Origin of the sequence: Streptomyces sp. NBC_00576, from assembly GCF_036345175.1 — a bacterium.
Lineage (GTDB): Bacteria > Actinomycetota > Actinomycetes > Streptomycetales > Streptomycetaceae > Streptomyces.
This window is the reverse complement of sequence record NZ_CP107780.1, coordinates 4,250,551-4,262,894: the sequence shown is the minus strand read 5'-3', so window position 1 is coordinate 4,262,894 and position 12,344 is coordinate 4,250,551. Positions and strand designations below refer to the sequence as shown.

At 69.7% G+C, this 12,344-nt stretch carries 8 protein-coding genes and 1 pseudogene; 6 read left to right on the top strand and 3 right to left on the bottom strand.

The window, feature by feature from the left end; translation table 11 throughout:
* The first annotated feature begins 272 nt into the window (after positions 1-272).
* A complete protein-coding gene (locus OG734_RS18050; RefSeq protein WP_330288525.1) occupies positions 273-1,151 on the top strand; it encodes a hypothetical protein in 879 nt (292 codons plus the stop codon).
* 41 nt (positions 1,152-1,192) lie between these two features.
* Here OG734_RS18050 and OG734_RS18045 read toward each other — a convergent pair.
* Positions 1,193-1,850: pseudogene (locus tag OG734_RS18045) on the bottom strand (transposase); the annotation flags it as partial.
* Between the two features lie 42 nt (positions 1,851-1,892).
* On the opposite strand from OG734_RS18045, the gene OG734_RS18040 reads away from it, so the two are divergent.
* Together OG734_RS18040 and mfd are read left to right on the top strand one after the other, a co-directional pair.
* Positions 1,893-2,225 (top strand): type II toxin-antitoxin system PemK/MazF family toxin, encoded by a 333-nt coding sequence (locus OG734_RS18040; RefSeq protein WP_079076564.1) that lies wholly within the window; start codon positions 1,893-1,895, stop codon positions 2,223-2,225.
* Positions 2,226-2,815: 590 nt separating this feature from the next.
* Positions 2,816-6,346 (top strand): transcription-repair coupling factor, encoded by a 3,531-nt coding sequence (mfd, locus tag OG734_RS18035; protein WP_330288524.1) that lies wholly within the window; start codon positions 2,816-2,818, stop codon positions 6,344-6,346.
* Positions 6,347-6,471: 125 nt separating this feature from the next.
* Here mfd and OG734_RS18030 read toward each other — a convergent pair whose 3' ends face one another.
* Positions 6,472-6,660: an Rv0909 family putative TA system antitoxin gene (locus tag OG734_RS18030; protein WP_330288523.1), complete on the bottom strand. Its 189-nt coding sequence runs from the start codon at positions 6,658-6,660 to the stop codon at positions 6,472-6,474.
* 173 nt (positions 6,661-6,833) lie between these two features.
* On the opposite strand from OG734_RS18030, the gene OG734_RS18025 reads away from it, so the two are divergent.
* Entirely contained in the window at positions 6,834-7,595 is a 762-nt protein-coding gene (locus OG734_RS18025; protein WP_330288522.1) for an HNH endonuclease family protein, read from the top strand.
* Positions 7,596-7,805: 210 nt separating this feature from the next.
* On the top strand, positions 7,806-8,555 hold the full coding sequence (locus tag OG734_RS18020) for a GNAT family N-acetyltransferase (RefSeq protein ID WP_330288521.1): 750 nt from the start codon (positions 7,806-7,808) through the stop codon (positions 8,553-8,555).
* A 62-nt stretch (positions 8,556-8,617) separates the two neighbouring features.
* Here the strand turns inward: OG734_RS18020 and OG734_RS18015 are convergent, their stop codons facing one another.
* Positions 8,618-9,427 (bottom strand): hypothetical protein, encoded by an 810-nt coding sequence (locus OG734_RS18015; RefSeq protein WP_330288520.1) that lies wholly within the window; start codon positions 9,425-9,427, stop codon positions 8,618-8,620.
* 370 nt (positions 9,428-9,797) lie between these two features.
* Between OG734_RS18015 and OG734_RS18010 the strand changes: the two genes are divergently transcribed.
* Entirely contained in the window at positions 9,798-12,206 is a 2,409-nt protein-coding gene (locus OG734_RS18010; RefSeq protein ID WP_330288519.1) for an N-6 DNA methylase, read from the top strand.
* Positions 12,207-12,344: the final 138 nt, after the last annotated feature.

The following is a 12,344-nucleotide window of genomic DNA, read 5'->3' as shown; positions in this document are numbered from 1 at the left end:
GTGTGTGCTTGCCGAGGGCCCTGCGCATGTCCGCCTCCGCAGCGCCTTCAGGAGCCCTCGCGCCTTGCCTGCCGGGTGCCCGCCGGCGCTGGCTGCGATGGAGATCAACGCCCGCCCAGAGGCGCTCGGTTCGCGACCGCGGGTCGCCTTCTCGGTGACGATCGACATCGTGATGGACCCAGCCCGCACGCCACCGCCACTCACGTAACGAGGCCCCAACTGGGCTGACACAGCCCGGCCCTTGGAGCGCGGAGTTACTGTAGGTTCCTGCTATGAAACAGGGCAAAGGGATCGAGAACCCCGAGTCGCGCTTCTCCGCGGTGCTGCTGGCGGCAGCAAAGCTCCCAGGTGTGCGTATCAACAGGGAGGCGTACCTCCGAAGTGCGCTGGCTCGCCACTGCTCCGAGGACGACATCCGACGAGCGATAGAAGAGACCCCCGCTGCGGCGGGCATCACTGTCGAGGTTCTCGACAAGGTGGCCAACGACTCCATCCGCTTCGAAACCGGCAAGGTCAGCGCTCTCTCCGCCGCTGCCGGGATCCCCGGCATCCTCGCCCTTCCCGCCACTGTGCCCGCCGACGTGGCCCAGTACTTCGGCCACATGGTGCGTATCGCGCAGAAACTCGCCTACCTCTACAGCTGGCCCGATCTGTTCTCCGACGACGGCGATGACGTCGATGACGCGACCATGGGGGTGCTGACACTGTTCTTCGGCGTGATGTTCGGCACCCAGTCGGCGAACGCCGCTGTGGGGAAGGTCGCCGGGATGATGGCGGAGCAGGTCGCCAAGAAGCTGCCCCAGAAGGCACTCACCCAGGGTGTCATCTACCCGATAGTGAAAAAGGTCGCGGCTTACCTCGGCGTCCAGATGACGAAGCAGTCCTTCGCGAAGGCCGTCTCGAAGGCTATCCCTCTCGTCGGGGCCGTCGTTTCTGGCGGGCTCACTCTTGCGACTTTCCTTCCGATGGCCAAGAGGCTCAAGAAGCACCTCTCCGGCTTGCCGCTGGCGGACCCGTCGCACCGATTGATGGATATGGATGGGGAAGTAGTGGACGGCGAAGTCGTGGAAGACCACGGACCTTTCACCGCACACGCTGAGCAGTACGGCACGGACGCCACTGCCATCAAGCTGGAGGAACCCCAGTCCTGACACCGCAAGCGCCCCAGTGCTCCAGCCGTAGATCGTGATCTTCATGTCTGATTCGCGGCTTGTCGGCGGTAATGGCCGGCCTGGGCTCGGGCCTGGTGGCGGCGGCGCCAGGCGGAGCAGCGGAGCCGGTGGACTGCATCGTGCACGGGACGGACGATCAGCGTCGTGAACAGTCGCTGGATCTCGTTGCAGGTGAGCGGGATCAGCTCGTCCGGGGCGGGATGGCGGGCGTGTTCGTCGGCGCGGACGACGGCGAGGAAGGCGTGAGCGAGCATGGTCAGGGTGACCCAGCGGGACCAGGAGGTGAAGCGGCGAACCTGGTGCTCGTCCAGTCCAGCCAGGCCCTTTCCGGGCTGGAAGGTTTCCTCCACCCGCCATCTTGACCCGGCGACGCGGACCAGCGTGGTCGCGGCCAGCTCCGGCTTGGTCGCGAAGACGGTGTCCCTCGTCCAGGCCCGCAGCCCGGCGGCGGTCCGGGTCGCATGTCCACGAGCGCGGAATGTACAGCTCGCGGTCCACTGCAGCGTGTCCGCGGCGGCCCGCGTAGACGAGATGGACGGCGACCTGGGAGTTCTCAATCCTGCAGGCAGGCAGGCAGGCAGGCAGGCAGGCGGTGCCGGTGCACTGGCGCTGCACCTCGACGGTGTGCGTGCCCTACTTCACATCCCCGGTCTCGTCGACGACGAGTAGGCGGCGGTCGAAGGGGCGACGCAGGCGCGCCGTCCCGTATCAGGAGGACATATGCGACGTGGCGAAGTCTGGTGGGCAGATTTCAACGAGCAGCGGGCAGTCGTACTGCTGTCGGGAGAAGAGGCGTCCGGTTTCTTGGCGATGCAGGTCGTCGCTCCCGCGGGCACCGATCTCAGCGGCGTGGCCGTTGAGGTGGCAGTAGGTGCCCCCGAAGGACTGCCTCTCGAAGGCGTCCTGAGAGTCGCACTTCCACGTCCCGACCTCATCCCTTGCACTTGGCTGGTCACCCTGGCCAGGGAAGACCTGATCGGGCAGGCGGGCGTCCTGCCGTCCGCGAAGCTCAGCGAGATCGAGGATGCCCTTCGTCTCGGTGGACTCAAGTAGGCAGAGAGGGATGGACGCCGCCGATGGCGCGGCCGGTCTCGTCGAGATGGTCAATGGTGGCCGCGCCATATCAGCGGCGCCCCCACTCACAAGATCACCCAGGCGTGATCACTGTCACCGTCACCACGTCACCAACCTCCGTGAACAGAACACCTAGGGCTCGCTCGTCATCTCGCCTGGCTGATCACCGCGAACCGCGAATATCCGTCGGAGCACCGGACACCTGGGGCGGGGCCAGGGTGACGATCTCCCGGTTGGGGCGTGATCACCGCCGTACGGGAGGGCAGGGTCGTGGATCTCGACCCCGATCTCTGCTCGCGCTGGGGCAACGACCCTCCCTTGGGGCCGCCACCAGCGGATACGCCGTCCGTGCGGGCGCCACCGGGAGTCTCGTGGTGGGACACAGCAGCGGTTTCGTCTCCGTGTGGGCGCGCTGTTTGAGTGGCGCCCGGGGACGGCGGGGCGGGCGTTGTCCACAGGTGCCGCGCAGGCGGGCGCGGCGCGTCGTACTCTGGACACCCCCGGCCCGTTAGACGTGTCGGGCGATTCCCGTTGCCCATTCCTGATGAAACCCTGACGAAAGCCCCTTCATGAGCCTGCACGGTCTGCTCGACGTCGTCGTCAAGGACGCCGCCCTCGCGGAAGCGATCAAGGCCGCCGGCGACGGCAACCGTATGCACGTCGACCTGGTCGGACCACCCGCCGCCCGCCCCTTCGCCGTGGCCGCGCTGGCCCGCGAGGCCGGGCGCCCGGTGCTGGCCGTGACCGCGACCGGCCGTGAGGCCGAGGATCTCGCCGCCGCCCTCAGGACGCTGCTGCCGCCGGACACGGTCGCCGAGTACCCGGCCTGGGAGACCCTCCCGCACGAGCGACTCTCGCCCCGCAGCGACACCGTCGGCCGCCGACTCGCCGTACTCCGCCGCCTGACGCACCCCAGCACCGACGACCCGGAGACCGGGCCGGTCTCGGTCGTCGTGGCCCCTGTGCGTTCCGTACTGCAGCCGCAGGTCAAGGGGCTGGGCGAGCTGGAGCCGGTCGCGCTGCGCACCGGTCGGAGCGCCGATCTGGGCACCGTCGTCGAGGCGCTGGCCGCCGCCGCGTACTCGCGCGTCGAGCTGGTCGAGAAGCGCGGCGAGTTCGCCGTACGCGGCGGCATCCTCGACGTGTTCCCGCCTACCGAGGAGCACCCCCTCCGGGTGGAGTTCTGGGGCGACGACATCGAGGAGATCCGGTACTTCAAGGTCGCCGACCAGCGCTCCCTCGAAGTCGCCGCGCACGGGCTGTGGGCGGCGCCCTGCCGCGAGTTGCTGCTCACCGACCAGGTGAGGGAGCGGGCCGCGGCCCTCGCCGAGGCGCATCCCGAGCTGGGGGAGCTGCTCGGCAAGATCGCCGAGGGGATCGCGGTGGAGGGCATGGAGTCCCTCGCCCCCGTGCTCGTCGACGACATGGAGCTGCTGCTCGACGTACTGCCCAAGGGGTCCATGGCCGTCGTGTGCGACCCGGAGCGGGTGCGGACGCGGGCCGCAGACCTGGTGGCGACCAGCCATGAGTTCCTGCAGGCGTCCTGGGCGGCCACAGCGGGCGGCGGCGAGGCGCCCATCGACGTCGGCGCGGCCTCCCTGTGGTCCATCGCCGATGTCCGGGACCGGGCGCGCGAGCTGGACATGATGTGGTGGTCGGTGTCGCCCTTCGCGGCGGATGAGGAAGTCGACACGGATACGCTCAAGCTGGGCATGCACGCACCCGAGACCTACCGCGGGGACACCGCGAAGGCGCTCGCCGACACCAAGGGCTGGCTCGCGGACGGCTGGCGCACGGTGTTCGTCACGGAGGCGCACGGCCCGGCGGCCCGTACGGTCGAGGTGCTGGGCGGGGAAGGCATCGCGGCCCGCCTGGAGGCGGATCTGGTCTCCCTGTCCCCCTCCGTCGTGCATGTGGCGTGCGGCTCGATCGACTTCGGGTTCGTCGACACGAAGCTGAAGCTCGCCGTACTGACCGAGACCGACCTCACCGGACAGAAGGCCGCCGGCAAGGACGGCGCCCGTATGCCCGCCCGGCGCCGCAAGACCATCGACCCGCTGACCCTCGAAGCCGGCGACTACATCGTGCACGAGCAGCACGGTGTGGGCCGGTACATCGAGATGGTCCAGCGGACCGTGCAGGCCGCCACCCGCGAGTACCTGGTCGTGGAGTACGCGGCCGCCAAGCGCGGCCAGCCCGGCGACCGCCTCTACATCCCGACCGACCAGCTGGAACAGATCACCAAGTACGTCGGCGGCGAGGCACCCACCCTCCACCGCCTCGGCGGCGCCGACTGGACGAAGACCAAGGCGCGCGCCAAGAAGGCCGTCAAGGAGATCGCCGCCGACCTGATCAAGCTGTACAGCGCGCGCATGGCGGCCCCCGGGCACGCCTTCGGGCCGGACACGCCCTGGCAGCGCGAGCTGGAGGACGCTTTCCCGTATGTCGAGACGCCCGACCAGTTGACCACGATCGCCGAGGTCAAGGACGACATGGAGAAGACGGTCCCGATGGACCGTCTGATCTGCGGCGATGTCGGCTACGGCAAGACGGAGATCGCCGTCCGCGCCGCCTTCAAGGCCGTCCAGGACGGCAAACAGGTGGCCGTTCTGGTCCCGACCACGCTCCTCGTGCAGCAGCACTTCGGGACCTTCGGTGAGCGCTACTCCCAATTCCCGGTCAACGTAAGGGCGTTGAGTCGCTTCCAGACGGAAACCGAGTCGAAGGCCACCCTGGAGGGCCTGCGGGAAGGCTCGGTGGACGTCGTCATCGGCACCCACCGACTGTTCTCCGCCGAGACCAGGTTCAAGGACCTCGGGCTCGTCATCGTCGACGAGGAACAGCGGTTCGGCGTAGAGCACAAGGAGCAGCTGAAGAAGCTGCGCGCCAACGTCGACGTGCTGACCATGTCCGCGACACCCATCCCCCGTACGCTCGAAATGGCGGTCACCGGCATCCGTGAGATGTCGACGATCACCACCCCGCCGGAGGAACGCCACCCGGTGCTGACCTTCGTCGGCCCGTACGAGGAGAAGCAGATCGGCGCCGCGATCCGCCGCGAACTCCTGCGCGAGGGCCAGGTCTTCTACATCCACAACCGGGTCGAGTCCATCGACCGGGCGGCGGCACGGCTCAGGGAAATCGTCCCCGAGGCGCGGATCGCGACGGCCCACGGCCAGATGTCCGAGCAGGCGCTGGAGCAGGTCGTCGTCGACTTCTGGGAGAAGCGGTACGACGTCCTCGTATCGACGACGATCGTCGAGTCCGGCATCGACATCTCCAACGCCAACACGCTCATCGTGGAGCGCGGCGACAACTTCGGTCTCTCTCAACTCCACCAGCTGCGAGGGCGAGTCGGGCGAGGGAGGGAGCGCGGGTACGCGTACTTCCTCTACCCGCCGGAGAAGCCCCTGACAGAGACCGCTCACGAGCGGCTCGCCACCATCGCCCAGCACACCGAGATGGGCGCGGGCATGTACGTCGCCATGAAGGACCTGGAGATCCGCGGCGCCGGCAACCTCCTCGGCGGCGAACAGTCCGGCCACATCGCGGGAGTCGGCTTCGACCTCTACGTACGGATGGTCGGCGAGGCGGTCGCGGACTACCGGGCCTCGCTGGACGGCGGAGTCGAGGAGGAACCGCCGCTGGAGGTCAAGATCGAGCTCCCGGTCGATGCCCACGTCCCGCACGACTACGCCCCCGGCGAGCGCCTGCGTCTCGCGGCCTACCGTTCCATCGCCTCCGCGAACACGGAGGCCGACATCAAGGCCGTACGGGAGGAACTCGTCGACCGCTACGGCAAGTTGCCCGAGCCTGTCGAGAACCTGCTGCTCGTGGCGGGGCTGCGGATGCTCGCGCGGGCCTGCGGAGTCGGCGACATCGTGCTCCAGGGCACCAACATCCGCTTCTCACCCGTGGAGTTGAGGGAGTCGCAGGAGCTGCGTCTCAAGCGCCTGTACCCGGGGACGGTCATCAAGTCGGCCGCGCACCAGATCCTCGTACCGCGCCCCAAGACGGCAAGGGTGGGCGGAAAGCCGCTGGTCGGACGGGAGTTGCTGGGCTGGACCGGGGAGTTCCTGGCTTCGATCCTGGGGTCGTGAGCGCGTAGGAACAGGTAGAAGGAAGAGGCAACAGGAAGCCGCCCAGGGCCCGTTGGGGGCCGTGGGCGGCCTTCTTCGTTCTGCTGCAGGTTCGTTCGGCCGGGTCGGTGACCTCCGGGCTGGGACTACGGCTGTTCGGGCCTGTCGCGATCGCGATCCATGCCCATCGCGCCCTCGGCTCTCCGCTGCGCGTCGTCGACCTGGCTCGTGTACTTGTCGCCCGTCTTCTCGTTGACCTTCTTTTCCGCGGCGTCGGAGGCCTTCTGTCCCGACTTGCCGCGCATCTGGCCCTTGAACTTGTCGAAGATGCCCATCCAGGAGCTCCTTCCGGAGGTGAGTCAGCATCGACGATACGCCCGGTATGCGGAATACGCCCCTTGAGTGCCGGTGGGCGCCCCTGTGGTGGGCAGAGACCGGCCGCTAGCCTGTCGACCAGCGGAAATCCGCGCGCGGGGACGTGAACGGGGCAGCAGGGGAGGGACGCAACATGGTGTGTCTGAGGGGTGGGGGCGTTGCCGCCGCCGTACTCGTGGTGGTGTTCGGTGTCGGCGGGTGCAGCGGCGAGTCCCTGGGGTCCGGCGGGCCCGAGGAGAGCGCGAGCGGTGCGGCCGGCGGGGGAGGCGGCGCCGGCGGAGGCGGTGGCGGGGGTGCGGCGCTGGCGGCTGTCGACTCGCTGGCTGTGAAGGGGCGGGCGCCCAAGACGGGGTACGCCCGGGACCGGTTCGGCAGTGCGTGGGCGGACACCGATTCGAACAAATGTGATACGCGCGACGACATCCTCAAACGGGACCTGGTCGACGTGCGGTTCCGCAGCGGCGGCTGCAAGGTGTCGGCGGGGAAACTGGATCCGGACCCCTACAGCGGCAAGGACGTGGCGTTCACGCGGGGCCGCAGCGAGGTGGACATAGACCACATCGTCGCGCTCTCGGACGCCTGGCAGAAGGGCGCCAAGTACTGGGACGCCAGCAAACGAATAGCCCTGGCCAACGACCCGCTCAACCTCCGCGCCGTCGACGCGAGCACCAACCGCAGCAAGGGCGACGGCGATACGGCGACCTGGCTGCCGCCGAACAAGTCGTACCGCTGCACGTATGTCGCCAACCAGGTCGCCGTGAAGAAGAAGTACGAACTGTGGGTCTCGGAGGCGGAGAAGGCCGCGATGAAGAAGGTGCTGTCGGGATGCGCCGGGCAGGAGCTGCCGACGGGCGGCAACCCGACGGAGGCGCCCGCGCGGTTCCACGCGAGCTGAGTGTTGTGCCGGGGGGTTGGTGGACCGGCGTTGGTGTGAGTGAACCGGCGTTGGTGTGGGCGTCTGCTGGGGGCTGCCGCCTCCAGGCCCCCGCGCCGGCCCTGAACGGGCCTTGTCCTCAAACGCCGGACGGGCTGGATGGTGCCGGTCGGGTTGGACAGTCCCGCCCGGGGCTGGGGGTGCAGCCCGCGATCCGGCTACCGTGACGTCATGGAGTTGAAGGTCTCGTCCCTCGCCGAGCGCCCCGAGATGTATCGCCAGGTCATCGAAATGCCCGACAGCTGGCCGGAGTTGATGCAGCACGACTTCACGGGCAACGCCCACTACGACCGGATCGCCAGGGAACTCCCGGAGTACGTCCTGTTCGCCGAGGACGAGCGGGGCGAGGTCGTCGCGCACGCCTACAGCGTGCCCTTCGCGCTCGCCGCCGAGGGGCGGGGCGGGGGCGAACTGCCCGCGCGCGGCTGGGACCAGGTGCTCGTGTGGGCGTTCCAGGATCTGCGCGCCGGTACCCGTCCGGACACGGTGAGCGCGATCTCGATCGTCGTCTCCCCGCACGCACAGGGCGCAGGACTGTCCGGGCGCATGCTCGCCGCGATGCGGGACAACGCCGCCGCGCGGGGCTTCCGTGAGGTCGTCGCCCCGGTCCGGCCCAGCGCCAAGCACCTGGAACCGCGGACACCGATCGCCGAGTACGCGTACCGGGTGCGCGAGGACGGACTGCCCCACGACCCGTGGCTGCGCGTGCACGCCCGAGCCGGCGCCACGATTGTCGCCATTGCGCCGGCGTCGATGTGCGTCGCGGCCTCGCTGGAGGAGTGGCGCGCCTGGACGGGCCTGCCCTTCGACAGCGAGGGCGAGGTCGAGGTACCCGGGGCGCTGGCGCCGGTACGGTGCGACCTGGCACACGGGTACGGGGTCTACGTCGAGCCCAACGTGTGGATGCGGCACACCTTGTGACCGGTGGTCCGGTGGTCCGGTGGTCCGGTGGTCCGGCCACACCTTGTGACCGTCGGCCCGGTTCAGCCGCCCAGCGCGTCCAGGTCGAGGATCTCGCCGCTGGGCTTCTGGGCCGAGACCGGCTTGTCGTAGCCGCTGAAGACGATGCTTCCCGGGTCCTTCGCGGACTTGCTGTCGACCCGTAGGAGATAGGGCTTGCCTTCGCTGGCGACGTACATCGTGAACGTGTCCTTGCCGTCCTTCTCCGTGACGACGACGGCAGGCGTGCCGCCGACTGTCGTCGCGGCGCCGCGCGTCACACCTGAGTCGGTCCCGGAACCGGTGTCCTTGAAATCGGCGAGCACGTCGTCGAGGTCGCAGAAACCCGCCATGTCCTTGGCGTCGGAGCCGGTCGCGGACATCTTGGTCCACTTTCCGGCGAGCATGGCCACGACACCGTCGGTCTCCTCCTTCGACGAACCCTCGCTCTGCGCCCGCAGGAACTTCTCGTCGTACTTCATATAGAGGGTGGCGCCGCTCTTCACGAGGTCGGCCTTGCCCTGACCGTTCATGCTCATCGTCCCGGCGCAGTTGCCGCGCTTGTCGAGGGCCATGTCGATCCGGATCGTGCCGCCGCTCTCGTCGTCCGGGACGTTCCCCGTCATCCGGAGCGATGAGGCGCCCGAGGTGGCCGTCAGCGCTCGTTCGACTATCTCGCCGCCGGTCAGCCCGGCGAACGGGCCCTTCGGTTTGGCGGCCGTCTTGTCCGCGGTCTTGTCCACGGACCTGTCGGCCGTCTTGTCGGTCGTCTTGTTCTCGCCGGGCATGCAGCCGGCGACCCCTGCGACGGTGACGGCGGCGAGGCAGAGGGCGGCGAGTACGGGTCGGCGCATGGGAGTTCCTTCGAGGTTGCTTGGTGAGGGACGAGCGGAGAAGTCCGGACGGCGGTGGCGCAGTCCCCTGTGCCGCGCCACCGGCGCCCAGCTGGGAGATGAAGGGGCGAGGGGGGACCTTCATCTACAGCGACCACCTACTTCCGGCGGTCGCTCGTTCGCTGGGTCAATGAGACCAGAGCCTGTGAACCGAGTCAACATGATTCACGTGATGACTCACGTACACAGCCGTGAATGCGTAGATCTTGCGCACGCCGGTATGCTCGGCGCCACATGTGAACGAAGGCTGCATGGCCAGGGCTGTGTACGGGTGACCAGAGCCGTACGCGGGCATGCCGAGGCCGTGCACGGGACGAGGGGAGCGTGGCGCGTGCAGGACAACGCCACGGAAGTGACCGCCGCCGGCATCGCACGGCTCGCGGGCGTCGGCCGCGCCGCCGTCAGCAACTGGCGCCGCCGCCATGCCGACTTCCCCAAGCCGGTCGGCGGCACCGAGACCAGCCCTGCCTTTGCCCTTGCCGAGGTCGAGTCCTGGCTCCGTCATCAGGGGAAACTCGCCGAAGTGCCCCTTCGTGAACGCGTCTGGCAGCAACTCGTCGGTCACCCCGAGGGCCCGGCCACCGCGCTCGTCCACGCGGGCTGCGTCCTGTTGCTCATCCATGACCGCCCCACCGTCTGGCTGGAGCTCGGCGCGGTCTCCGACGAACGCGTCGCCGCCCGCCTCCCCGCCGCGCTGGAGCAGGTGATCGCGCCGCGCTTCGGCGTTGCGGGAAAGCGCGGAGTTCACACCTCGGCGGCCGCACAGGGGGTTCACACGGCGCCCGCCGCGCAAGGGGTTCACAGTCCGACTGGTGTTCGGGGAGTTCACACTCCGCCCGATGCGCGCGATGTGTCGGCCGTGAACGGGCCGGGCGGCGTGAACACCGCAGGCGCTGTGAACACCCCATCCGGGGTACACGCCTCTCCCGCCGCATCCGGCGTTCACACTGAGCCCACCCCACCTCGCGTTCACACCGACCCCGCCCCACCCCGCGTACACAGCTCGCCCGCCGTACACACCGCCCCCGCCACTCCGGTCGTACACATCGCCCCCGCTACTCCCGCCCTACACGCCACCCCCGCCGTACGCACCCCCACCGGCCCCGAACTCCTCCCCTCCGTCCCCCTCCTCCGCGGTGTCGCCGAGCTCGCGGCGGAGATGGGGGCGCGGCAGGCGTACGAGTTCCTGGTCGGGCGGCATCTCGATGCCAATCCGCGGCAGTACACGCTCACCCCGGCCGAGCTGGCCCGGATCATGGGGGACCTCGCCGGCCCGGCGCGTACCGTGCTCGATCCGGCCTGCGGGACCGGAGCGCTGCTGCGTGCCGTTCCGGTGCCGGGTGCACGGGAGGTCGAACGGGACGATTCCGAGCGGGAGTTGTACGGGCAGGACAGTGCCCCGGAGCTGGCCGCGCTCACCGCGCTCCGGCTCGCGCTCCAGGGCAGGAACGTGGTGCGTACGGCGGTCGGGGACACGCTTCGGGGTGATGCGTATCCCGGGCTCAGGGCTGACGTGGTCCTCTGCCATCCGCCGTTCAACGAGCGCAACTGGGGGCATGACGAACTCGCCTACGACGCCCGCTGGGAGTACGGGTTCCCGGCCCGGAACGAGTCCGAGCTGGCCTGGGTGCAGCATGCGCTCGCGCGGCTGAGGGACGGCGGCACCGCCGTACTGCTGATGCCACCGGCCGCCGCCTCCCGGAGGTCGGGGCGCCGTATTCGCGCCGATCTGCTGCGGCGCGGTGCGCTGCGCGCGGTGATCGCGCTGCCGGTCGGCGCGGCACCTCCGTACAACATTCCGCTGCACCTGTGGGTGCTGCGGCGGCCCGACAAGGCGCCCGCGCAGCCCGAGGTGCTGCTCGCCGACACCGGGAGCGTCGCCGAGCACACCGGGCGCGGCGGGCTCGACTGGGAGGCGGTGCGCACCGCCGTACTCGACGCCTGGCGGCCCTTCGAGCGGGCCGGTACGGCGGTCGAGCAGCCGGGGGTGGCGCGCTCCGTGCCCGTCATCGAACTCCTCGACGACGACGTCGACCTGGCCCCGGCCCGTCACCTCCCGCCCGCCGCCGCGGGCGACGGCGAACAGCTGAGCGACGTACGGGAGCGGCTCGGCGAGACCCTGCGGCTGACCGCCGACCTCACTCCGCCCGCCCCCGCCGGACCTACCGAGGAGCAGCCAGGGCGCTGGCCGCTCATCACCATCGGTGAACTCGCGCGCGGGGGCGCCCTGGTGATGCGTACGGGCGGAAACGGCGGCCACGCGCGCGTGCCCGTGCTCACCGACAACGACGTCCTCGCCGGAACCGCTCCCTCCGGAACGTTGCCCGAGAGCGACGAGGAGGCCGTGCGGGTGGAGGCGGGTGACGTCGTCGTGCCGGTGCTGGGCGGCGGGTCCGTCGCACGCGTGGTCGACGACGCGACCGCGGGGGCCGTTCTCGGCCGCAGCCTCGTCCTCCTGCGGCCCGATCCGGCCGCCCTCGACCCATGGTTTCTCGCCGGTTTCCTGCGCGGCACCGCCAACAACCGGCAGGCCAGCAGCTACGCGTCCACCGCGACCCGGCTCGACGTGCGCCGTCTGCAACTGCCCCGGCTGCCGCTGGACGAACAGCTGCGCTACGGCGCGCGGTTCAGGGCCCTCGCCGAGTTCGAGGAGGCCCTGCGGCACGCGGGCCGGCTCGGCGGACAGCTCGTGCGGGGCATGTACGACGGGCTGACGGACGGGAGCGTCGCGCCCGACTGACGTGCTGATCACGTTGCGACGGTTCACGAGCCGCGATGCGGGGCGACAGGGGGGCAGGGGGGGCAGGGCGGCAGGACAACAGGGGGCGGCAGGGCGGCAGGACGACAACGGTTCGGTACAACCCGGACCCGTTGTCGG

Excerpts from the sequence above, each read along its gene's own strand:
- OG734_RS18050 (WP_330288525.1), top strand. The coding sequence starts at position 273 with ATGAAACAGGGCAAAGGGATCGAGAACCCCGAGTCGCGCTTCTCCGCG.
- OG734_RS18040 (WP_079076564.1), top strand. The coding sequence starts at position 1,893 with ATGCGACGTGGCGAAGTCTGGTGGGCAGATTTCAACGAGCAGCGGGCA.
- mfd (WP_330288524.1), top strand. The coding sequence starts at position 2,816 with ATGAGCCTGCACGGTCTGCTCGACGTCGTCGTCAAGGACGCCGCCCTC.
- OG734_RS18030 (WP_330288523.1), bottom strand. The coding sequence starts at position 6,660 with ATGGGCATCTTCGACAAGTTCAAGGGCCAGATGCGCGGCAAGTCGGGA.
- OG734_RS18025 (WP_330288522.1), top strand. The coding sequence starts at position 6,834 with ATGGTGTGTCTGAGGGGTGGGGGCGTTGCCGCCGCCGTACTCGTGGTG.
- OG734_RS18020 (WP_330288521.1), top strand. The coding sequence starts at position 7,806 with ATGGAGTTGAAGGTCTCGTCCCTCGCCGAGCGCCCCGAGATGTATCGC.
- OG734_RS18015 (WP_330288520.1), bottom strand. The coding sequence starts at position 9,427 with ATGCGCCGACCCGTACTCGCCGCCCTCTGCCTCGCCGCCGTCACCGTC.